This window comes from Aeromonas sp. S19(2024) (genome assembly GCF_041402625.1).
Classification (GTDB): Bacteria; Pseudomonadota; Gammaproteobacteria; order Enterobacterales; family Aeromonadaceae; genus Aeromonas; species Aeromonas caviae.
Map to the genome: position 1 here is coordinate 92852 of NZ_JBGLQU010000003.1, position 22599 is coordinate 115450.

At 63.1% G+C, this 22599-nt stretch carries 20 protein-coding genes; 8 read left to right on the plus strand and 12 right to left on the minus strand.

All coding sequences use genetic code 11. The features are described 5' to 3' along the window. Positions 1–56 precede the first annotated feature (56 nt). On the plus strand, positions 57–950 hold the full coding sequence (locus tag ACB037_RS07865) for a LysR family transcriptional regulator (RefSeq protein WP_371175149.1): 894 nt from the start codon (positions 57–59) through the stop codon (positions 948–950). A 71-nt stretch (positions 951–1021) separates the two neighbouring features. Here ACB037_RS07865 and araA read toward each other — a convergent pair whose 3' ends face one another. Genes araA through ACB037_RS07880 form a run of 3 tightly spaced genes read right to left on the minus strand, consistent with a single transcriptional unit; the run spans position 1022 to position 4907 of the window. Then, positions 1022–2521: an L-arabinose isomerase gene (gene araA / locus ACB037_RS07870; RefSeq protein WP_371175150.1), complete on the minus strand. Its 1500-nt coding sequence runs from the start codon at positions 2519–2521 to the stop codon at positions 1022–1024. 14 nt (positions 2522–2535) lie between these two features. Next, the gene (locus ACB037_RS07875; protein ID WP_324041984.1) at positions 2536–3234 is read right to left on the minus strand and encodes an L-ribulose-5-phosphate 4-epimerase; all 699 of its coding nucleotides are present in this window, start codon (positions 3232–3234) and stop codon (positions 2536–2538) included. Next, positions 3231–4907, minus strand: coding sequence for a ribulokinase (locus tag ACB037_RS07880; protein ID WP_371175151.1), 1677 nt, complete (start codon positions 4905–4907; stop codon positions 3231–3233). The genes ACB037_RS07875 and ACB037_RS07880 overlap by 4 nt, the downstream gene beginning before the upstream one ends. 360 nt (positions 4908–5267) lie before the next feature. Between ACB037_RS07880 and ACB037_RS07885 the strand changes: the two genes are divergently transcribed. The 4 genes from ACB037_RS07885 (at position 5268) to araC (ending at position 9908) form a co-directional block, all read left to right on the plus strand. Beyond that, positions 5268–6251: an arabinose ABC transporter substrate-binding protein gene (locus tag ACB037_RS07885; RefSeq protein WP_371175152.1), complete on the plus strand. Its 984-nt coding sequence runs from the start codon at positions 5268–5270 to the stop codon at positions 6249–6251. Between the two features lie 66 nt (positions 6252–6317). Further along, on the plus strand, positions 6318–7814 hold the full coding sequence (gene araG / locus ACB037_RS07890) for an L-arabinose ABC transporter ATP-binding protein AraG (protein ID WP_371175153.1): 1497 nt from the start codon (positions 6318–6320) through the stop codon (positions 7812–7814). Between the two features lie 48 nt (positions 7815–7862). After that, positions 7863–8864 (plus strand): L-arabinose ABC transporter permease AraH, encoded by a 1002-nt coding sequence (araH, locus tag ACB037_RS07895; protein ID WP_010674477.1) that lies wholly within the window; start codon positions 7863–7865, stop codon positions 8862–8864. A gap of 132 nt (positions 8865–8996) precedes the next feature. Next, complete coding sequence (araC, locus tag ACB037_RS07900; RefSeq protein ID WP_048207522.1) at positions 8997–9908, plus strand: arabinose operon transcriptional regulator AraC; 912 nt, start codon at positions 8997–8999, stop codon at positions 9906–9908. A 68-nt stretch (positions 9909–9976) separates the two neighbouring features. Here araC and ykgO read toward each other — a convergent pair whose 3' ends face one another. Together ykgO and ACB037_RS07910 are read right to left on the minus strand one after the other, a co-directional pair. Beyond that, positions 9977–10102 carry a type B 50S ribosomal protein L36 gene (ykgO, locus tag ACB037_RS07905; RefSeq protein ID WP_010674479.1) on the minus strand — a complete coding sequence of 42 codons (126 nt, stop codon included), beginning with the start codon at positions 10100–10102 and terminating at the stop codon, positions 9977–9979. Beyond that, positions 10099–10368 (minus strand): type B 50S ribosomal protein L31, encoded by a 270-nt coding sequence (locus tag ACB037_RS07910; RefSeq protein ID WP_139737321.1) that lies wholly within the window; start codon positions 10366–10368, stop codon positions 10099–10101. The genes ykgO and ACB037_RS07910 overlap by 4 nt, the downstream gene beginning before the upstream one ends. A gap of 225 nt (positions 10369–10593) precedes the next feature. On the opposite strand from ACB037_RS07910, the gene ACB037_RS07915 reads away from it, so the two are divergent. Further along, positions 10594–10848, plus strand: coding sequence for a DinI family protein (locus ACB037_RS07915; RefSeq protein ID WP_371175154.1), 255 nt, complete (start codon positions 10594–10596; stop codon positions 10846–10848). Between the two features lie 230 nt (positions 10849–11078). On the opposite strand, the gene ACB037_RS07920 is transcribed toward ACB037_RS07915, so the two are convergent. From ACB037_RS07920 to dcuC, 5 genes are all read right to left on the minus strand, one after another. Further along, a complete protein-coding gene (locus tag ACB037_RS07920; RefSeq protein ID WP_371175155.1) occupies positions 11079–11891 on the minus strand; it encodes a DUF2927 domain-containing protein in 813 nt (270 codons plus the stop codon). Positions 11892–11911: 20 nt separating this feature from the next. Further along, the gene (locus ACB037_RS07925; protein ID WP_049636201.1) at positions 11912–12415 is read right to left on the minus strand and encodes a M48 family metallopeptidase; all 504 of its coding nucleotides are present in this window, start codon (positions 12413–12415) and stop codon (positions 11912–11914) included. 131 nt (positions 12416–12546) lie between these two features. Next, positions 12547–14190 carry a hypothetical protein gene (locus ACB037_RS07930; RefSeq protein ID WP_045524716.1) on the minus strand — a complete coding sequence of 548 codons (1644 nt, stop codon included), beginning with the start codon at positions 14188–14190 and terminating at the stop codon, positions 12547–12549. 280 nt (positions 14191–14470) lie between these two features. Beyond that, on the minus strand, positions 14471–16120 hold the full coding sequence (locus ACB037_RS07935) for a bifunctional UDP-sugar hydrolase/5'-nucleotidase (RefSeq protein ID WP_371175156.1): 1650 nt from the start codon (positions 16118–16120) through the stop codon (positions 14471–14473). Positions 16121–16210: 90 nt separating this feature from the next. Then, entirely contained in the window at positions 16211–17563 is a 1353-nt protein-coding gene (dcuC, locus tag ACB037_RS07940; protein ID WP_319908043.1) for an anaerobic C4-dicarboxylate transporter DcuC, read from the minus strand. Positions 17564–17886: 323 nt separating this feature from the next. On the opposite strand from dcuC, the gene ACB037_RS07945 reads away from it, so the two are divergent. Then, a complete protein-coding gene (locus tag ACB037_RS07945; protein ID WP_371175157.1) occupies positions 17887–18492 on the plus strand; it encodes a DUF922 domain-containing protein in 606 nt (201 codons plus the stop codon). 118 nt (positions 18493–18610) lie between these two features. Here ACB037_RS07945 and mnmC read toward each other — a convergent pair whose 3' ends face one another. Further along, positions 18611–20626, minus strand: coding sequence for a bifunctional tRNA (5-methylaminomethyl-2-thiouridine)(34)-methyltransferase MnmD/FAD-dependent 5-carboxymethylaminomethyl-2-thiouridine(34) oxidoreductase MnmC (gene mnmC, locus ACB037_RS07950; protein WP_371175158.1), 2016 nt, complete (start codon positions 20624–20626; stop codon positions 18611–18613). Positions 20627–20716: 90 nt separating this feature from the next. Here mnmC and fabB point away from each other — a divergent pair, with 90 nt between their 5' ends. Next, the gene (gene fabB / locus ACB037_RS07955) at positions 20717–21928 is read left to right on the plus strand and encodes a beta-ketoacyl-ACP synthase I (protein ID WP_029314417.1); all 1212 of its coding nucleotides are present in this window, start codon (positions 20717–20719) and stop codon (positions 21926–21928) included. An 83-nt stretch (positions 21929–22011) separates the two neighbouring features. On the opposite strand, the gene ACB037_RS07960 is transcribed toward fabB, so the two are convergent. Then, positions 22012–22536 carry a GNAT family N-acetyltransferase gene (locus ACB037_RS07960; RefSeq protein WP_371175159.1) on the minus strand — a complete coding sequence of 175 codons (525 nt, stop codon included), beginning with the start codon at positions 22534–22536 and terminating at the stop codon, positions 22012–22014. Between the last annotated feature and the right edge of the window lie 63 nt (positions 22537–22599).

Genomic DNA, 22599 nt, shown 5'->3' on the forward strand with positions numbered 1-22599 from the left:
ACAACGGATTATTCGGCATGGTATGCATGAGTTTTTCTCAAGCATGGAGGCTTGTCATGTTGTCCACCCAGCCGCGTACTCAGTTGCCTCTCTATGGCCTGCAGGTCTTCGAGTGTTCTGCCCGCCACCTGAGTTTTACCCTGGCCGCCGATGAGCTGTGCGTGAGCCAGGGGGCGGTGAGCAAGCAGATCGCCCAGCTGGAGGCGCGCCTGGGCCATCTGCTGTTCGTGCGCGGCACCCGTTGTCTCACCTTGACCCCCGCCGCTGAGCGGCTGCTGCCTTTTGTTCGCGAAGGGCTGGCCCGCATGGGGGAGGGGCTCAGCGCCTTGCAGAGCCTGCCCCACGAACAGGCGATCAGCATCAAGGTGCCCTCCTGCGCCAGCCGCTGGCTGCTGCGGCGGTTGCAGGCGTTCGAGGGGGAGGCGGTGGAGGTGCGTGGCAGCCACAGCCATGGCATCGACTTCTCCCGGGAGCCCTTCGATCTCGCCATCGTCTACCAGCCCTGCCTGGGGCGCTATCCCCACAGCCAGCCCCTGTTTCGGGAACGGCTGACCCCGGTCTGCGCCCCGGCGTTTGCTGCCAAGCATCATCTGTTCGAGCGCGACCTGAACGAGCTGCCCCTGCTGCCCCTCATCCATGCCAGCGCCGATAGGCGGGACTGGCGCAACTGGTTTGCCGCCTTCCTCGACATCCCCTGGCAGCCCCAGGGGGGGCAGCTGTTCGATACCCTGGACTTGGCGATGAATGCTGCGCTGCAGGGGTTTGGCCTCTCTCTCGGGGATCCCACCATAGTGGCCGAGGAGCTGGAGAGCGGCGCCCTGGTCGCTCCCTTCGCCCCCGTGCTGGAGACGGATCACGAATACGCCCTGCTCGCCCGGCCTGACAGCCAGCGCCACGGGGTGCAGCGGGTCTGTCACTGGCTGCTGGAGGGGGAGGAGGGTCATCCCTGAGGGGACGCGAAATGAAACAGCCCCGCGGGCGGGGCTGTTGTCATGGTGATGGCCGCTGGCCGATTAAAGGGTCACTGGCAGATCTTGTAGTAGACCTCGTTCCAGCGCAGTTGCTCCTTGAGCGCGGGGATGCGGGTATGCTCGTCGATGACCACAAACTCGATACCCATGATGTCGGCGAAGGTGCGCAGCTGCTCGATGTCCACCGCCTGGGTGAACACCGAGTGGTGTGCGGCGCCCGCCAGGATCCAGGCCTCGGCACTGGTCTGCAGGTCCGGCAGGGGTTTCCACAGGGCGCTCGCCACCGGGAGTTTCGGCATGGCCTCTGGTAGGTCCACCACCTCCAGCTGATTGACCACCAGGCGGAAGCGGTTGCCGAGATCGATGAGGCTGGCGTTGACCGCCTTGCCGGCGGGGGCAGCGAACAGCAGGCGGGCCGGATCGGCCTTCTTGCCTATGCCTAAATGCTGGGCGTCCAGCACGGGTTTGCCTGCGGCGATGGAGGGGCAGACTTCCAGCATGTGGGCTCCCAGCACCAGGTTGTTGCCCGCTTCCAGATGGTAGGTGTAGTCCTCCATGAAGGAGGCGCCCCCCGCAAGGCCTGCACCCATCACTTTCAGGGTGCGCAAGAGGGCCGCGGTCTTCCAGTCCCCTTCTGCCCCAAAACCGAAGCCTTGCTCCATCAGGCGCTGGCAGGCGAGGCCCGGCAGCTGGTGCAGACCATAGAGATCTTCGAAGGTGGTGGTGAAAGCGCCAAAACCACCGTCGGTGAGGAACTTCTTCATCCCCAGCTCCTGGCGCGCCGCCTCATACAGTGAGGCACGAAGCCCCCCACCCGCCTGCACCGCCTCGGTCAGGGTGTAGGTCGCCTCATATTCGGCCAGCAGCGCCTCGATGTCGCTCTTGGGCACGGCATCGATCACCTTGACCAGATCGCCGACCGGGTGGTAGTTCACCTGATAGCCGAACTGGATCTGGGCCTCAATCTTGTCGCCCTCGGTGACCGCCACGTTGCGCATGTTGTCGCCAAAACGGGCAATCTTGAGGTGGCGGCTGTCGTGGATGGCGGCGGCGATGCGCATCCAGTTGCCAATCTTCTGTCTGGCCTCTTCATCCTGCCAGTGACCCACCACCACGGTGCGGGGCAGCCGCAGGCGGGCCCCCATGAAGCCGAACTCGCGCCCGCCGTGGGCGGTCTGGTTCAGGTTCATGAAGTCCATGTCGATCTCGCTCCAGGGGAGATCCCGGTTGAACTGGGTGTGGAACTGCAGCAGGGGCTTTTGCAACTGGCTCAGCGCCGGGATCCACATCTTGGCGGGGGAGAAGGTGTGCATCCACACCATGAGCCCGGCGCAGCGCTCGTCGTGGTTGGCATCCCGGGCCACCGCGCTGATTTCATCGAGGGTGGTACCGGTGGGTTTGAGCACTATCTTGAGGGGCAGGTTCGCCCCCTCGTTGAGCTGGCTGGCGATGGTGTGGGCGTGATCGGCCACCTGCTTCAATGTGGTGGCGCCATACAGGTGCTGGCTGCCGACCAGGAACCACACTTCCAGCTGTTTCATCAATTCCATGAGTTTGTCCTCTTTTAGGCTTTTGTCTGGCCGTAATAGGCGTGTTTGCCATGCTTGCGCTGGTAGTGCTTCTCCAGCAGGTAATCGGGCAGGGGGCGGGCCCCCGGGTTGATCTGGCCGGTGAGCCAGGCCATGCGGGCCACCTCTTCCAGCACCACGGCGTTGTGTACTGCATCCTCGGCGCTCTTGCCCCAGCTGAAGGGGCCGTGGTTGGCCACCAGTACCCCCGGCATGGTGAGGATGGGGGTCTGCTTGAGGGTTTCGACGATGAGATGACCGGTCAGCCCCTCGTAGTCCTCCTCCACTTCGCCCGGGGTGAGCAGGCGGGAGCAGGGGATCTCGCCGTGGAAGTAGTCGGCCTGGGTGGTGCCGAAAATGGGGATGGGGCGCCCCGCCTGGGCCCAGGCGGTGGCATGGGTGGAGTGGGTGTGGACCACGCCGCCAAGCTCCGGATAGGCGCGATAGAGCACCAGGTGGGTGGCGGTGTCGGAGGAGGGGCGAAGGTCCCCCTCCACCTGCTTGCCCGTTAGATCCAGCACCACCATGTCCTCGGCCCGCATCCGCTCGTAGCTGACACCGCTTGGCTTGATGACCACCAGACCTTGTTCCCGGTCTATGCCGCTCACGTTGCCCCAGGTGAAGGTCACCAGACCGTGGTGCGGCAGATCCAGGTTGGCGGCGAGCACCTGCTCCTTGAGGGTGTGAAGGTTCATGCCAGTGCCCCCCGGTTGTAGAGCGGCTCGGCGGCGGCGCCCCAGGCGAGGTAGCGCTGGTAGAGGCGTTCATACTCGGCGACCCGCTTAGGGTCAGGCTGGTGGGTGCGCTCCACGGCGCTCGCCATGTGGCGCTGGGCCTTGGCCACATCGGGATGGATCCCGGCCGCCACGGCGGCAAAAATGGCCGCCCCCAGGGCGCAGCACTGATCCGAGGCCACCACCTGGATAGGCCTGTTCATCACGTCGGCGCAGGTCTGCATCACAGTGGCGGACTTGCGGGCGATGCCGCCAAGGGCGATCACCTGCTCCACCGGCACCTGCTGACTGGTCATGCACTCCATGATGCTGCGGGCGCCGAAGGCGGTGGAGGCCACCAGGGCGCCGAAGAGATCGGGGGCATCGGTGCCGAGGTTGATCCCCGTGAGGGTGCCCTGCAGGCGCTGGTTGGCATAGGGGGTGCGCCGGCCGTTGAACCAGTCGAGCACCACCGGAAGGTGCGCCAGGTCGCGCTGCTGATCCCAGGCGGCGGCGAGGCTGGGTAACAGGGCCTGCTTGTGGCGCTCGATGGCGGTGCGAAGCTCCGGATACTGGGCGGCGAGGCTGTCAAGGGGCCAGCCGAGCTGGCGCTGATACCAGGCATAGATGTCACCGAACGCGGACTGTCCCGCCTCCAGCCCCACCATGCCCGGCACCACGCTGCCATCCACCTGGCCGCAGATCCCGGCAATGGCCCGATCACCAATGGTGGCTTCGTCGGCGATCAGGATGTCGCAGGTGGAGGTGCCGATCACCTTCACCAGGGCATTGTTGCCGGCCCCGGCTCCCACCGCCCCCATGTGGCAGTCAAAGGCGCCGCCGGCGATCACCACCTCGCAGGAGAGGTGCAGCCGCTCCGCCCACTCCGGGGTCAGGGTGCCGACCGGGAGATCGGCGGTCCAGCTGTCGGTAAAGAGGGGGAAGTCGAGATCCTCCGTCAGCAGGGGATCCAGGGCATTGAGGAAGTCGGCGGGGGGCAGGCCGCCCCAGCTCGGGTGCCAGAGGGACTTGTGGCCGGCGGCACAGCGCCCGCGCTTGAGGGTGGCCGGGGCCTGGGTGCCGCTCAGGACGGCGGGTACCCAGTCACACAGCTCGACCCAGTTGCAGGCGGCGGCGCGCACGGCGGCATCGGCTCGGGAGACGTGCAGGATCTTGGCCCAGAACCACTCGGAGGAGTAAATGCCGCCGATGTAGCGGCTGTAGTCGGGGAACTGGCCGCCGTGGCACAGGGCGGTGATGGCCTCCGCCTCCTCGATGGCGGTGTGATCCTTCCACAGCACGAACATGGCGTTGGGGTTGTCGGCAAACTCCGGACGCAGGGCCAGCACGCGCCCCTCTCTGTCGATGGGGGCGGGGGTGGAGCCGGTGCTGTCCACCCCGATGCCGCGCACGGCGGTACGCTGACTCGGCGTGAGCTGGCTCACCACCGCCACCACTGCCTGCTCCATGGACTCCAGATAGTCGAGGGGGTGGTGGCGGAACTGGTTGTTGACCGGTTGGCAGTAGTGGCCTGCCTGCCAGCGCGGGTAATAGACGACATGGGTCGCCAGCTCGGCGCCGTCCTGGCAGCGCACGGCGAGTGCCCTGACCGAGTCGCTGCCGAAATCGAGTCCGATGACGATGTGCTCAGACATAAGTGCTCCTGACCATCAATGAGGGGTGACTGGGGGGAACCATAGGAGATGGGCAGGAGGGGCGGTTAGCCATTGGCTGCTGGAAATATGGATTTTAACGCTGTCAGTGCGACAGGGTGACGGCTCTCTAAAATTCAATATGTGACGAAGTTGCTAATTATATAGACGAAATGGCTGCAATCTCATGGCGTGATCCTGCTCTCCATTTTTAATTGTGAAAACGATTACAACTTGGTTCGCTCAACCAGCAACAACAATAAAGTCCTGTTTAAGCATGTTTTTATATGGCTGCGACTTGATTGACTCAACGAGCAGCACTGCGTGGATACATGGATTGATAGAACCGTTGGAGACATTCGCATGAACAAAATCGTTAAAGGCATGATCGCGATGGGGTTCGCCCTTGGTATGGCAAATTCTGCTTTCTCGGCCGAAGCGCTGAAGCTGGGTTACCTGGTCAAGCAGCCCGAGGAGCCCTGGTTCCAGACCGAGTGGAACTTCGCCGACAAGGCGGGCCAGGATCTGGGCTTCGAGGTGATCAAGATAGCCGTCCCCGACGGGGAGAAGACCCTCAATGCCATCGACAGCCTGGCGGCGAATGGCGCCAAGGGCTTCGTCATCTGTACTCCGGATCCCAAACTCGGTGCCGCCATCATGGCCAAGGCCAACAGCATGGATCTGAAGGTCATCACGGTGGATGACCAGTTCGTCAACGCCAAGGGCCAGCCCATGGAGCAGGTGCCGCTGGTGATGATGGCCGCCACCAAGATTGGCGAGCGTCAGGGGCAGGAGCTCTACAAGGAGATGCAAAAACGCCAGTGGGACGTGAAAGCGACCGGGGTGCTGGCCATCACCGCCGACGAGCTCGACACCGCCCGTCGCCGGGTCGAGGGCTCCTTGAGCGCGCTCAAGGCCGCCGGTTTCCCCGAGGGCCAGATCTTCCGCGCGCCCACCAAGAGCAATGACATTCCGGGGGCGCTGGATGCCGCCAACTCCATGCTGGTGCAACACCCCGAGGTCAAGAACTGGCTCATCGTCGGCATGAATGACAACACGGTGCTCGGCGGCGTGCGCGCCACCGAAGGGCAGGGCTTCAAGGCGGAGAACGTCATCGGTATCGGCATCAACGGGGTGGATGCGGTGAACGAGCTCTCCAAGTCCAGCGCCACCGGCTTCCTCGGCTCCCTGCTGCCCAGCCCGGACGTACACGGCTACAAGAGCATCCAGATGCTCCATGACTGGGTCGTCAACGGCGCCGAGCCTGCCAAGTTCACCGAGGTGACCGACGTGGTACTCATCACCCGCGACAACTTCAAGGCCGAGCTGCAAAAGAAAGGGCTGTGATCCCCATCCCTTGATACCCATGCCGGCATGGCGGAGTGCGCCGTGCCGGCTGGCTGGAGTCATCTCATGAATCAAGTTCCATATCTGGAGTTTTGCGGCATCAGCAAGGAGTTTCCCGGCGTCAAGGCGCTGCAGAACGTCTCCTTCGCCTGCCAGCAGGGCACGGTACACGCGCTGATGGGAGAGAACGGGGCCGGCAAGTCCACCCTGCTCAAGATCCTGAGCGGTTTTCAGGCGCCCACCCGCGGGGTGGTGAAGCTGGCGGGTCAGGAGAAAGTGTTCCAAAACACGGTCGATGCCCTTGAGAGCGGGATTGCCATCATCTATCAGGAGCTGCACCTGGTCCCTGAAATGAGCGTGGCGGAGAACATCTACCTGGGGCAGTTGCCGACCCGGCGCGGCGTCATCGATCGGGAGAAGCTCTATCAGGATGCAGCCAGGCAGCTGGCGCGCCTCGGGATGGACGTCTCCCCCGAGACGCCGCTCAAGTACCTGTCCCTGGGTCAGTGGCAGATGGTGGAGATCGCCAAGGCCCTGACCCGGGACGCCAGCGTCATCGCCTTCGACGAGCCGACCAGCAGCCTGTCGTCCCGCGAGATTGAGCAGCTGTTTCGGGTCATCCGCCAGTTGCGGGACGAGGGCAAGGTCATTCTCTACGTCTCCCACCGCATGGACGAGATCTTCGCCCTGTGCGATGCCATCACGGTGTTCAAGGATGGCCAGTTCGTGCGCACCTTCGCTTCCATGGCCGAGGTGGACCGGGATCTGCTGGTGAAGACCATGGTGGGGCGCGAGCTGACCGACATCTATGGCTACAGCCCAAGGCCGCTAGGCGAGGCGGGCCTCAAGGTGGAGCACCTGATGGGGCCCGGCCTCAAGGCGCCGGTGTCGCTCGAGGTAAAGAGAGGGGAGATCCTCGGCATCTTCGGGCTGGTGGGGGCCGGGCGCAGCGAGCTGATGAAGCTTATCTTCGGCGCCGAGACACCTCGAGGGGGCGAGATATCGGTGTTTGGCAAACAGGTGGTCATTCAGAGCCCCATCGACGCCATTCGCAGCGGCATCATGCTCTGCACCGAAGACAGGAAGGCGCTCGGCATCATCCCCATCCATTCGGTGCAGGAGAACATCAACATCAGCGCCCGCCGCCACCACGCGTGGGGAGGCTTCTGGATCAACCAGAAGTGGGAAGACGAGAACGCGAGGCTGCGGATCCGCGACATGCGGGTCAAGACCCCGTCTCCCCAGCAGGCCATCATGAACCTCTCCGGCGGCAACCAGCAGAAGGCCATTCTGGGGCGTTGGCTGTCGGAAGACATGAAAGTGATCCTGCTCGATGAACCGACCCGGGGCATCGACGTCGGGGCGAAGAACGAGATTTACAACGTGATTTACGATCTGGCCAAGGTGGGCATCGCCGTGATGGTGGTCTCGAGCGAGCTGCCGGAGGTGCTGGGCATCGCGGATCGGATCCTGGTCATGCGGGAGGGGGAGATCGCCGGAGAGCTTTCCCACGACGAGGCCAACGAGGTCAAGGCGCTCAATCTGGCCATGCCGGCCCGTTGATCTGCTGACCGCAACGAGATAGCACCCGGAATTTTCAGGAGAAATACCATGACAACAACGACCTCGGTCGGCCAAGCCGCCAACGACACCGCGGCGAGCGGTACCCGCCTGCAACTGACCCGCATCTGGGATCAGTACGGCATGCTGGTGATCTTCGCCATCCTGTTCCTGCTCGCCTGCGTGCTGGTCCCCAACTTCGCCAGCCTTATCAACATGCGGGGGCTCGGGCTTGCCGTCTCCATGTCGGGCATGGTGGCCTGCGGCATGCTGTTCTGCCTCGCCTCCGGCGAGTTCGACATGTCGGTGGGCTCCGTGGTGGCCTGCTCCGGGGTTGCCTGCGCGGTGGGCATCAACGCCACCGAGAGCATCCCCCTCGGCATTCTGGCCGGTCTCTCGGTGGGCCTTGTCTTTGGCCTCATCAACGGCATCGTCGTGGCCAAATTCAAGATCAACGCCCTCATCACCACCCTTGCCACCATGCAGATGGCGCGCGGGGTGGGCTACATCATCTCCGACGGCAAGGCGGTGGGCATCGTGGAGGAGGGCTTCTTCGAGCTTGGCAACTCCGCCCTGCTCGGCATCCCGACGCCCATCTGGCTGACGGCTGTCTGCTTCGTGCTGTTCGGGCTGCTGCTCAACAAGACCACCTTCGGGCGCAATACCCTGGCTATGGGGGGTAACGAGGAGGCCGCACGTCTGGCCGGGGTCAACGTGGTGCGCACCAAGATCATCATCTTCACCATGACCGGGCTCATCGCCTCGCTCGCCGGCATCATCCTCGCATCCCGCATGACCTCGGGTCAGCCCATGACCTCCATCGGCTTCGAGCTGGTGGTGATCTCCGCCTGCGTGCTGGGTGGGGTCTCCATGAAGGGGGGGATCGGCAAGATCTCCTACATCATCGCCGGGGTGCTGATCCTGGGGCTGATGGAGAACGCCATGAACCTGCTCAACATCTCCCCGTTTGCCCAGTACGTGGTGCGTGGCCTCATCCTGCTCGCCGCCGTGCTGTTCGACCGCTACAAGCAGGTGCGCAAAGCCCGTATCTGAGCGATGTCTTTCCTCGTCACCGGGCCGGCCTCGCGCCGGCCCGGTGTTTTCCCCGGCAAGCTGTGAGCCAGTTCAACAATTTCACAACGAACAGCTTGCGAACTTAGGGGGTTCCTACGCCGGATCTCTACAATGGCCCATGTCGACTTTTTTACTGAAACCCTGTTTTCCGCCATGTCCTCGATGCAAAAAGAGAAGCCGAAACAACTCAATCCCCTGCTGCCTGGCTACGCCTTCGACGTCTTCCTGGTCTCGGGGATGACTCCCATCGAGCAGGGGAGCGCGCTGGATTTCACCATCGACAGGCCCCACGGCATGAAGGGGTTCATCGTCAATCTGACCATCAAGGGCAAGGGGCAGATCTTTCAGGGGGACAAGGCCTTCACCGTGGAGCCCGGTGACCTGCTGCTCTTTCCTCCAGCGGCGGTGCACCATTACGGCCGGGCGCCGGATGCCCGGGAGTGGTATCACCGCTGGGTCTATTTCCGGCCGCGGGCCTATTGGGCTGACTGGCTCAAGTGGCCCCAGGTGACGGAGCAGGTGGGGCGGCTGCAACTAGCGGACAACCAGCTGCTCACCGAATTCGACACCCTCTTCCTCGACATCGAGGAGACCCACAAGCAGCTGCGGCCCATGTCGGAGCAACTGGCCATGAACCTCTTGGAGCGGTTGCTCATCCGCTGCTACGAGGCATCGTCCCAGAATGCCTATCCCGCCATCGATCACCGGGTCCACGAGGCGTGCCAGATCCTGAGCGAGTCCCTCTCGGCCGAGATCTCGGTGGAAGCGCTGGCGGAGCAGGTGTTCTTGTCCCCCTCGCGCCTCGCGCACCTGTTTCGCGAGCAGGTGGGGGTGAGCATAGTGCGCTGGCGCGAGGATCAGCGCATCATGCGGGCCAAGCTGCTGCTGCAGACCACGCCGTTGTCGGTCGCCACCATAGGCCAGCAGGTGGGCTATGACGATCAGCTCTACTTTTCGCGGGTATTCCGAAAGCGGGTGGGGGTCAGCCCCACCGAATACCGCAAGTGCGCCACCCCGCTGTGAGCAGAGCCCAGAGATGACAAAGCCCTCATGACGAGGGCTTTTGTTATCCATGAGGGGCGGATGCGCAATCAGCCCTGACGAGCCTTGAACCTGGGATTGCTCTTGCAGATGACGAACAGCTTGCCGCGTCGACGTACGATCTGGCAATCCGGGTGACGCGACTTGGCGGATTTCAGGGAGGCGAGGACTTTCATTGTTTCTCTTTTCCTTTGCTGAAGAACTGACCGAATCGCTGGCCGAAGCGAGCGACCTGACCTTCCTTGCCGACCTGCTTCTGTTTGCCGGTATAGAAGGGGTGGGACGCGCTGGAGACATCCAGCGTCACATAGGGGTAGGTGTTGCCATCTTCCCACACTCTGGTGCGATCGGTGGCCAGCGTGGAGCCGATCAGAAAGTAGGTATTGCTGGCGAGATCGTGGAACAGAACCTTGCGGTATTCAGGGTGAATATGGGGGCGCATGATTGCCTCTGTTGTTATGTTATAACAGGACATAAATGATGCGATGGATGAGAATCAATATCAACTGTTTTTTCCATGATGACAGCGATGGGGGAAAATCGGGGCCGTTCGGCTGCACATCGTCAGCGAGAAGGTGTGAGCGGTGAGGGCCTATGTGCAGCCACCATCTTTACTTTTTAAAATTACTGTATAAAAATACAGTTAATTATCATGGAGACGTACCCTATGCGCCTGGAAATCATCATCGACAGAAAACACCTGATCCCCACCTCGACCATGGAGGCCTTGCGCCAGGAGCTGCTCAAGCAACTGGGCGAGCGCTTTCCCGATCTGCATGTGCGGGTGGCACCGGGTAGTGCCATGGCTCTGACAGTCAGTCGCGCCAGCAAGGAAGACAAGGAGCTGGCCGAAGCCATGGTTCAGGAGGTGTGGGAAAACGCCGATAGCTGGATGCCGGAAGAAGAGGCTCTGGAGGCCTGAAGATAAGCTCTCAGCAGCAAGCATCGTCGTGATCTGCCAGGCCGAGAGGAGGAGTCTCCAGCCGGATGATGATCCCTGTACTGGCTTTGCCGAACCGCTCTTCAAAACACGCAGCCATGGGCTGCGTGTTGCGTTGATGGGGGAGGCGCATGACCATGAAGGCGAAAGGCGAAAGGCGAAAGGCGAAAGGCGAAAGGCGAAAGGCGAAAGAGTAATGTCTCTGGCTGCGCTCAGAGTCCCGCCCAACGCTTGAGGCTGTCGACCTGCACCCGTTGGGTGGCCTGTGCGATGTCGCCATTGGCACGCAGTGCCTTGAGGGCGGTGGGGAGCGCCGCGCGTACCTCATCCGCCGTCATCCCCGGTTGCAATGCCGGGTGGTAGGCAAGCTTGAGCAACACGTAATCGAGCCCGGTCAGAAAGCTGTCGATGCTGCTGTCATTGAAGATGGAGGGGAACACCTTGTCCGAGTCGTTGGGCAGCCCCATCACCTGGCTCAGCTCTTCCACCACGCAATCCAGAAAACGGCCCTTTGCCCGGCTGTAATCCACCGGAATGATGATGGTGGCACGGGTGATCTCGTAGCGAGCGTTGGTGGCGAAATTGGCCAGGCAGATCCCCTCCTTGAGGGCGATGCGCACCGACTCGTCCTGGCGCATGGTGCGCGCAGCCCAGCTCGCCATCTGTTTGTGCCGGGTCATGATGAGGGTGAGATTGGGGTTGTCGCTGACAATCTCGATGGGGTGACCGGTGATCCTGCTCAGGTGACGGGTCTGTACCTTGACGACCTCGGCCTGCAGCGGCTTGTCGCCGAATTCGTTGACGAGCTTGAGACGCACGGGGCCCGGCCAGCGGGAGAAGTGCTCCTGTTGTTCATGGCCATACTCCCGTTTCATGGCGATTTCCATGAAGCTCTGGACAAGGTAGTCATCACGCTGCCAGCGTTCGGTGGCCGACAGCGGCAGGGAGAAGAGCCAGAGCACCAGCCCCGGGAGCAACCAGTGCCCATGGCGAACGGGCTGGACAGGTGTGTGCCATGGGCGCATCTTGCCTCCTTGCAAGGGGATCAGCGGTCGGTACGCTCGATATCACGCCAGGTGAGCCAGAGCCTGAGATCGAACTCCAGTTGATGATAGTCCGGTTCCATGTGCTGGCAGAGCTGGTAGAAAGCCTTGTTGTGATCCTTCTCCTTCAGGTGGGCCAGCTCATGCACCACTATCATCTTGAGAAAGGCGGGATGGGCCTCCTTGAACAGGGCGGCGATGCGGATCTCGTTCTTGGCCTTGAGCTTGCTGCCTTGCACCCGGCTGACATAGGTGTGCAGTCCCAGGGCATCCTTGATCACGTTGATCTTGCCGTCGAAGATCACCTTGGAAAGCGGCGCCGAGCTTTTCAGGTAGCGGTTCTTCAGCTCCATGGTATAGGCGAGCAGCGCCTTGTCGCTCTGGACGAGGTGGGTTTGCGGGTAGCGTTTGGCCAGCATCTCGCCTAGTTTGCCCGCCGCAATCAACTGCTGTACCTGAGCCTTGAGTGGCTCCGGATAGCCCCCCAGATAAGTCAGCTCCGCCATGATTCTTCCCTCTGCCGCAAAAAAGAGCGCCATTGTAGTCAGGATGGAGCGCCTTGAACATGGTCGGCCCCCCTCTTTATGACGACAACGAAAAGGGGCCATCACCAGGATGGCCCCTTCTGTGTGCCTGATTAGCGGCGCCGGTACAGGCCCGGGTCCACCTCTTCATACTGGGCTGCCAGATACTGGTAGAAGGCAAGGTGGGAGGGGGAGGTCGGAGTCTTGAGCTCCTGTGCCACCCGCTCCGGTTTGGCGATGATGAATTTGGGTTGTTGGCGCTGGATGTCAGCCAGCACCCGCTCGCGCACATCGTAGGGCGGGTTGACGTTGGCAAAGAACAGATAGGCGGAGGCCGGCTGGCGATCGGTCCAGAGGTAGTATTGCGGCTGGATGCCATCGACCCAGATCTTGTCGGTGGGCGCCGTCTCGGCCAGGATACGATCGACCCTGACCTGGGCGGGGGGATTGAACGGCCTGCCCTTGAGATTGCCTTCCCAGGCGTTGTTGACCAGCAGCGCCAGCATGGCCAGCGAGGCGAGCCAGGGGGTGGCGCTTCGCACGTCCCAGGCGCGCCAGAGCGGGACCAGAATGAGCACGGGCAAGGCCCACAGCAGGCTGTTGCCGAGCACCTCGCGCACCCGCTCCAGAGACCACTCCTTGGTGCTCCAGCCATAGCCGAGCTGCTGGGCCAGCAACCAGCTGGCGGTCAGCACCACCAGGGAGATGCAAAGCAGCCCCAGGGCATCGGATCGCTGCTCGCTTCTGTCCAGCAGGCAGGCGAGCGGCAGCAGGCCAAGCTGCAGATAGAGCACGTCATAGTGATCGAACACATGGCCGGAGACCGAGTTGGCGATCAGGGTGAACAGCACCCCCAGCAGGGTGGCGCACAGCGCGGGGAGATACCACTCCTGGCGGCGCCCGAGCATCAGGACGAGGAAGGCGGGCAGCAGCATGATGAGGCCGGTGCGCAGCAGACCGACGGCGCCTACCTCAGGAGAGAAACCGTTGCCGTAGCTCCCTTCAAAGAAGATGCCGAAGGCGTAGTATTTGAACTCTGCCAGCACGTCGTGGTGCTGGAAGTAGGCATAGAGCGGGCCGCCGACGAGAGCCAGTCCAAGCAGGCTGGAAAAGAGCAGGGCAAAGGCGCAGCGCCACTGCTCGCGCAGGCACCAGTGACAGAAGAGCACCAGATACCAGGCCCCCCAGAAGGCGCCGTTGTTGGTGCGCATCCAGGCCACGATGGCGAAGGTGAGTGCGGCGACCAGGGCCGGTCCCCAGCTGAATCGCTTGTCCAGCAGCAAGGTGATGAAAGCCCACTGGGCGATGAGGGCCAGATGGAATGTCCAGTCCTCGGTCATGTTGCCGTAGTAGTAGCGAGTGCTGTAGAGCGCCAGCAGGGCCAGCATGCTGCCAAGTCGCGCCCGCACCGAGAGCCCGAGCTGCGAAAAAGCCTGCCAGCTCGCCATGAGGCCCAGCCAGCAGAGCACCCACTCCAGCAGCCAGATCCCGAAGAAGCCACCAAGGCCATAGCCCAGTGCATCGAGGGCGAAGATCATGGGACCCTTGATGTCGATCATGTCCCGATAGAGTACGCCCCCCTCGCTCCACATCTTGCCCATCACCGCAAACAGGGAGGCATCAAATCCCGGGGCCATGCCGTGGAACAACGGATTGCGCAGACAGAACAGCAGAGCCATCAGGGCGGTGAGCAAGATGACCGACGGCCTGATCCCGGGATTGTGGCGGTGCGGGGTAAAGCGGATGGCATGATTCATGGGTGACCTGTTCCTGCGGGAAAGACTGAAAAAGCGGGCTTATCTTGCCGAGCCGGGCTGCACGATGCAATGGAAGAAGTGTAGGCACCTGAAATAATTCGTAAAAGTATCGTCTTCACGCCTCTGGCTGCACTGGCAGGCCCCATCACAAGACAGGGCAGGCGCAGTCGGGCGTCACAGCCTGAGGTTGCATGGTAGGGGGGCCTGCGCCTGGGAGCGGATCAGGATTCCCCTATGCGGTGGAAAGGCGGCACCGACCCGGGATGGGCCGGTGTCAGATTCACTGGCCGTGATACTCCACCAGGGCCGGCAGAGGGCTGAGTTCCGGCAGGTGGCGTGCCCAGCGCAGGAAGGCATCCGCGAGGGTGATGCCGAGCTCCTGATTGTGCTGGGTCAGGGTGCGGGCAAGGGCCGTGTAGCCCTCCTTGCCGGAGGCGGTATAGGCACTGGAGACCCCGCGATAGATGGCATCCGGCTCGACGTGCAGCCACTGACCCGGGCTGGCTTCCCATTCCAGGCGAGTGATCCTCTCCCTTTTGGGCCTGTCGGCCTGATAGCAGAAGCGCACCCCGGCGGTGTAGGGGAAGCTGCCGCTGCCATTGCCCGTCACCCCGTTGTTGGTGGCGTTGTCGATGGCCCCCTCCAGTGCCTCGGCCAGTTCATGGCCGTGCACCTGGTAGAGGGTAAGGGGAATGGCAAAGGGCAGCAGGCGTCCGGCAACGTCTGCTTCGGTCAGGGGGCCGGGCTCGAGGGAGCAGCGCACGCCCCCGGCATTGTGCAGGGCAAAGTCCACCTGACCCACCTGTTCGCGGGCACTGGCCAGCATGGCGCTCGCTACCAGGGGGGCGACCTGGCTGCCGGCGGGCTGGGTGGCATCGGGCAGCCGCTGATGGTGCAGTGGCCCGGCGAGGCGGGTCACGATGCGGCGGGTCATGGTCTCGAGCTCGGGGCGATAACGCCGGGCCAGATGCAGCTCGAGCTCGGGGGCCGGTTCGCAGAAGTGCAGCCCCGCAGGAGGCGGGGAAGCAAAGGGCCAGGGATCCCAGGGTAACCACTCCAGCTGGCCGCGGCTTTGGGACACGCGTCCCTGCTCGTCGAAGGTGAGTTCGCACACCCCGAGACAGAGGGCGCTGTGGGCGGCGTGCAGGATGGCCACCCCGTTCACCATGAGGGGATAGCTGCCTTCGCTGTCGAGCCCGAGCGGCGCCAGATCCCCCAGCAGGCTGTGGGTGTGCCCGCCGACGATGAGGCTGAGCTCGGGGAAGCGGGTCGCCAGTCGCTTGTCCTGCGCCAGACCCAGGTGGCTGAGCAGGATGATGTGCTGGATGCCGGCGGCCTTGATCTCTTCGAGGGCGCGGCTCAAGGTCTCTTCGATACCGTGGAAACGGGTGTGGGGATCGGGGCTCGCGATGGCGGCCATCTGCGGCAGCGTGATGCCGAGCAGGGCGAAGGGCACGTCGTCGATGACGCGCTTGTGCCAGGGGCGGCTCGCGTCAAACAGCTGCGGCAGTCCCTGCAGCCGCAGCGGGGCATCGGCGGGCTCCTGACGGTTGTCGATGTTGGCGGCGAGCACCGGGAAATCGAGCTGGCGCAAAAACTCCACCAGCGGCCCGTTGCCCAGATCGAATTCGTGGTTGCCGATCACCATGGCATCCGGTCGCAAGAGGGCCAGCAGGTCCGCATTGGCCCGCCCTTTGAAACGGTTGAAGTAAAGTGACCCCTGGAAGGTATCGCCGCCATGCAGCAGCAGGCAGGTCTGGCCGGCTGCCTCGGCCTGTTGGCGCAGGGCGGTGAGCCGGGTCAGGATGCGGCCATAGCCGCCGCACTGGGTGCGCCATTCGGACTCGCCATCGGGGGAGAAGCGCATGGGGGCGCCATCGAAATGGGAGTGGCAGTCGCTGAAGTGGGCAAGTTGAACCGTCATACTCAAGGCTCGGTCCTCCTTAGGAAAAAAGAGCACCGAGTCTACTGCATGGGGTGGGGGGGATACCAGCCCGGCGGCAGCCGGGCCGGTAAAGAGTCAGGCGGGAACCATGATCTGGGTGGCGAGGATCACTACCAGCAGGCCGACGGCCACCGGCAGCGAGGTACGTTTGACCACCTCGAACGGAGAGAGATTGCCCATCCCCGCACAGGCGACCACCACCCCGGAGACCGGCGAGATGGTGCGGCCGAGGTTGGATGCCTGCAGCATGGGGATCACCAGATAGGCGGGGTTGACGCCGAGGCTGGTGGCCAAATGGGGGATGAGCTCCACGAAGGCGTAGAAGGGGGCGTTGCCGGAACCCGTGGTGAAGGCCGCCAGGGTGGTGATGACCACCAGCACCAGCATGATGACGATGCCGCCGGTACCGAAGCTCTGGGCCAGATCCAGGAGGTTGGCGATGAAACCAAGCCCCATCAGACCCTGGGCAAAGACCCCGGCACCCACCAGCAGCATCACCACGCCGGCGAAGGCGTCGGCCATGTTGCGCCAGCACACCTGCAGCCCGTCCAGCAGCTCGCGGCCGTTGCGCTTGCGCACCAGCTCCAGCAGGGCAGCCAGCACCAGGCAGATGACGATGATGGTGACGATGTCGAGCTTGGGCCCCAGTTTGCCGTCAAACAGCAGCACACCGATGATGGGGGTGAAGGGCAGGATGGCGTAGAAGCCGGGGGCGTCGGTGACGAGATCGCTCGGGGCGACCGCGGCGTTGTGCTCCCCGGCCTTCTGATCCAGATAACGCTGCCAGAAGAAGTGGGTCACCGCCATGGCTGCGATGGCCACCAGGGAAATGGGCAGGGTCAGCTTGAAGGCAAACTCGATGAGCTCCATGTTCGCGGCCTGGGCTGCCATCACCACGTCCCCCGAGGTGGGTGAGAGGATGATGGCGGCCGGCGAGGCGCACACCGCCGCCGCCGCGCCACGGGAGATCCCCATGTTGACCATCAGCGGGAAGAGGGTGGCCATCAGCAGAACCCCGAGGCCGGTCGCGGAGCTCACCGCCAACGACATGGCGCAGGCGACCAGATAGGCGGCCACCAGCAGGATGTAGGGGGACTTGATGACACCGAGGGGTTTGCTCGCGAGCTTCACCAGTATGGTGTTGGCGCCGATGTGGCTCATGTAGCCGGCAAAGCCGCACAGCACCATGATGAGCATGCCGAGGCCACCCCCCCTGTCGACCAGCAGGAAGCGCACGAATTCGAAGATGTCGGTGGCCATGTGGCCGGTGGAGGGGACGCTCGCCGGCAGCACCGCCTTGCCCATCAGGGCGGTGATCGCCAGCAGCAGCAGGCCGCCGCTGAGCAGTACCCCGGTGGCGGAGTAGCCCTTGAAGATGTAGCGACCCACGGCCAGGGTGACCAGGGTGCCGATCAGGAGTTCTATCATAAAACCTTCCCAAGAGTTGAAATGAGGGGGTGGCCTGCCACGGCTCACCAGAGGGTTGCGCTGGACTATCCGGCATCGGCCAACAAAAACACTGCGGATATTACCCAATAAGGAGTATTTCACCATCCATTCGATGGCAGCTTGTGATCTCGACTGCAAATCCCCGCCTGAGCCGGGGTGATGACTCGCACGTTTGCAGCAAGCGGGTGCCAAGAGCGGATGACAGGGGGCTGGATCAGGGGTAATCTCCCAATCGGGTTATTAATTCATTGATTATTAATTGAAATTAAGCCGGGACTCACAAGGAGCAAAGCCGCGGACAGATGGGACTCTTCAGCAAGACAGGGGTGACGGCGGCCCTCATTTATGCCGCCTCAATCGGTGCTGTACCTTCCCACTATGCCGGTGTGAAGGTCGCCCCCGATATCAAGGTCGATTTCCAGTTCTATCGGGTCTCCGGGGCCGATGTGGGGGCCGTGATGCGCCAGATCACCGCCTTGTCGCCCACCCAGGCGGACGGGCACATCGGCAAGGCCAGTTATCAGCTCTCCTGGCAGTTGCAGACGAAGGCGACGGCGACACGCTGCGAGCTGGAGCAGGCCAGCGTTCGTGCGCGCATCCAGGTCAGGGTGCCCAACTGGATGGACAAGGCCCGTGCGCCCGCGAAGGAGCGCCAGAAGTGGGACAAGCTGGTGGCCGCCATGTTTGACTACGAGAGCCGTCACAAGGGTATTCTGCTGGAGAGCGTGAGCCAGCTTGGCACGCGCCTCGCCCAGTTGCCGGTGACCCGGGATTGCCCAACCCTGGAGCATCAGGGCTGGCAGGCAGGGCAGGCGGTGCTGGAGGCAACCCGGGCGCGGTTCGACACCCTGGCCAGCCAGACCGATCAGGGGCGCAAGCTGGGGGTCGTCTGGCCCAGGGCTGGCTGATAACACGTGTACAGGCCCATGGCCACTCATGGGAAACATAAAAAAACGGGCTGATTGAGCCCGTTTTTTTGTTGGTGCGCCAATAGCGTGGAGGCCGGCAGCCCCGGCTCCTGGGTGGCTAGTCGCGCAGTGGCTTGCCCCTGCGCAGCCTTCGCACCCAGTAGCGGGCGGGGTGGAGCGCCTCCAGCAGATCGGCGGCCAGCGGCAGGGGATCGCCGCAGATCTCGCTGGCCAGCAGCTCGCCGCACAGGGGCGCCGAGCAGAGCCCCCGGGAGCCGAGCGCCCCCAGCACGTAGAGGCCGGCGTGCAGGGGCAGCGCGCTCTGCTGATCCGCGGGGGCGTTGACGTCATGATCCGCCAGCGCCGCCAACCGGGCGACGGGCCCGGCGACCGGCAGGTGATCCCGGCTGGCGCAGCGCACCCCCACCCGCGCCTGGTTGCCGCTCACATCCACCTCGGCCGGCCAGGTTTGATCCGGCAGGCAGGCTTGCAGCCGCGCCCTGTTCTGCTCCTGCTCGTCGGCGCGGTAGGCAAGGTCGGTCTGGTTGCGGCCATAGCTGGCCCCGATGCAGTGCGCGCCGTTGTGGGCCGGGGTGAGGTAGCCGTCGTAGCAGAGCACGGTCTTGAGCTGGCTCAAGCCAGCCGTGGTTGGCACATGGCTCACCTGACCGCGCACGGGATAGAGCGGCAACTCCGCGAAGGGAAGCAGGGCGGGCAGCTTGTGACCGGCGGCCACCACCAGGTTTGGCGCCTGCCAGGCTCGGCCATCCTGGCTCTCCACCCGCCAGCCATCGTCCTCCTCGGCAATGCGGGTCACAGCGGCATTGAACACCACTTCCAGCCGCCCGCTGGCCTGCGCCTCCCTGATGGCGGCGCGGGTGAGATCCGCCGGACAGAGCCAGCCCCCCAGGGGATAGCTCACGCCATCCGCATCGCAGGGCAGGCCGACCACCTGCTCCACCTCCGCTGCCGAGAGTGGGTGCATCAGCTCGGGGGGGAAGGGGCCCTGGCTCATCTTGGCAAGCTTGGCGGCGGATTTGTCGTCGTAGCCGAGTTGGGTGACACCACACAGAGAGAAGGCGACGGGGTGGCGCTTTGCCAGGGCCAGCAGCCGGTTTCTGGCAAAGCCAAAGGCCAGCGAATAGAAGCGCGACAGGGCATCGTGCTCGCCGTTGAGCAGGGGGTAGAGGGCTCCTTGCCGATTGCCGGAAGCGCCGCTGGCCGGTTCGCCGTCTTCGCACAGCAAGGTGACGTGCCGACCCCGCTCCACCAGAGAGAGCGCCGTCATGGCGGAAGCGATGCCGCCACCGATGATGAGCACCTCTCCCTCCCGCCCTGCGGGGCGGGCATACCAGGGGGCGATGCTCTGCTGCGGCACTTTGCCTTCCCGAACACCCGCCAGCATCTCCCGCTTGCTGCCGTGGCCCTTCACCTTTTTCATGGCAAAGCCGGCGGCAATCAGCCCCCGTCGCACGAAACCGGCGCAGGTAAAGGTCGAGAGGGTGGCATCGGGGCGGGCGAGGCGAGCGAGATCGTCGAAGAGATCCTGGGTCCACATCTCTGGGTTCTTGGCAGGGGAGAAACCGTCCAGATACCAGGCGTCCACCAGACCGGTTGCCGGATGGGGCACCTGAGGCAGCATCTCCTTGATGTCGCCAAACCAGAGATCGAGGCGGATGCGGCCATCGGCAAAGAGCAGGCGATGGCAGCCGGAGACCGGCAACGGCCACTGGTCGATGAGAGGCTGGCTCAAGGGGGCGAGCTCGGGCCAGGCGGCCAGGGCCTTGCGCAGATCGGCCTGGGTAAGGGGGTATTTCTCGACGCTGATGAAGTGCAGCCGGGATCCGTTGCCGGACAGGGGGGCCCGTTCCAGAAAGACGGCCATTGTGGCCAGAAAGTTAAGTCCTGTACCGAAACCTGTTTCACCAATCACGAAACTGTCACTATCGTGGTGCGAAAATCGCTCTGGCAGTCGATTTTGCTGCAAAAAGACGTAGCGGGTTTCACTTAGACCGTTATCATTGGAAAAGTACACATCCCCGAACTCACTGGAGACTGGAGTTCCCGCTTCGTTCCAGTCCAATCGGGCATGATGTAAGGATGTTTGACTCACGTTTTCCTCGGCTCGCGTCACAAAATCGCGGGCATTCTACGTGAAAGCAGACCAGTTTGGCAGCCGAAAGCGGGTAGACTCGGTGCCAGTTTTTCCAGACGAGATGAATTAATGAGAAGAGCAGTGATCACCGGTATCGGCGTCATCTCCAGTATCGGCAACAACAAGGAAGAGGTGCTGGCCTCCCTGAAAGCAGGCAAATCCGGCATCACCTATTCCGAGCAGTTCGAGCAGTACAACCTGCGCAGCCGTGTCTGGGGTAACATCAAACTCGATCCGTCTGAACTGATCGACCGTAAAGTCATGCGTTTCATGGGTGACGCCGCGGCCTACGCCTACCTCTCCATGCAGCAGGCCATCGAAGATGCCGGCCTGCCGGAAGAGATGGTCTCCAACGAGCGTACCGGCATCGTGACCGGTTCCGGCGGCGCCTCCGGCAAGAACACCTCCGAATCTGCCGATATCGCCCGTGAAAAGGGCGTCAAGCGGGTGGGTCCCTACATGGTGCCGCGTACCATGTCCTCCACCACCTCCGCCTGTCTTGCCACCCCGTTCAAGATCAAGGGTGTCAACTACACCATCAGCTCCGCCTGCGCCACCTCTGCTCACTGCATCGGTCACGCCCTGGAACTGATCCAGCTTGGCAAGCAGGACATCATCTTTGCCGGTGGCGGCGAGGAGCTGGACTGGTCTTCCACCATCCAGTTCGACGCCATGGGCGCGCTCTCCACCAAGTACAACGACAACCCGGAAAAAGCGTCCCGCACCTATGATGCGGACCGCGACGGCTTCGTCATCTCCGGTGGCGGCGGCATCCTGGTGGTCGAGGAGCTGGAACACGCCCTGGCCCGTGGTGCCCACATCTACGCCGAAATCACCGGTTACGGTGCGACCTCCGACGGCTACGACATGGTGGCCCCGAGCGGTGAAGGCGCCGTGCGTTGCATGAAGATGGCGATGCAGGGTGTCGGCAAGGTGGACTACATCAACACCCACGGTACCTCTACACCGGTTGGTGACACCAAGGAGCTGGAAGCCATTCAGACCCTGTTTGGCAGCAATGCACCCAAGCTCTCCGCCACCAAGGCGATGACCGGCCATGCCCTGGGCGCCGCCGGCGTGCACGAGGCCGTCTACTCCCTGCTGATGATGGAACACGGCTTCATCGCCCCCAGCATCAACATCGAGAACCTGGACGAGAAAGCCGTGGGCCTGCCCATCGTGCGTGAATACGAAGCGGCCGACCTCAATACCGTCATGTCCAACAGCTTCGGCTTTGGCGGTACCAACGCCTCTCTGGTGTTCAGCAAGTTCAAGGCTTGATCTCCCTGTGGGGAGCGCAACGCGAAATAGAAAAAGGCGCCGAAAGGCGCCTTTTTTATTGAACTCTTTTTATTGAATTCTTTTTATTGAACTCTGCTGATGGTTCCCGGTTTGGGACCGCTGTCAGCCAGGGGCAACCGCATATAGACTGCCCCGTCACCATACTCCACCAGCGATTTGCCGGTGTCGGCGGGCACAAACCCCTGCTTGCGCCAGAAGGCGGGGGCATCCTGAACCGCCACCAGGCCTGCATGGCGATATCCTGCATGGCTCGCGAAAGTGAGCGCCCTTGCCAGCATTCGCTGTCCGACACCCAGGCCGCGTGCCTTGCTCGAGACAGCGAGATCGTGCAGATAGAACTCGTCGTGACCGGCCAGCGCCTTCATCTGCACCGAGAGGGGCGGGGGCTGGTGGGCACGCCAGGGGTGGCAGAGCAGGTAACCCAGCACTTTGCCCTGACGCTCGGCCACCCAGCAGGAGGCGGGGGCCAGCTCGGTTTTGTTCTGCATCACCTCGAGGGGCTCGGGTTCGAACTGGTGATAACACTCGTGCTGGATGGCCATGATGGCGGGCCAGTCTGGCGTGCGGATGGTGCGGATCGTGATCATGATGCGGGTCGGGTCCGTACTCAAACCGTGGCAAAAAGGGGTGACAGCATACCCCAGAGAGCA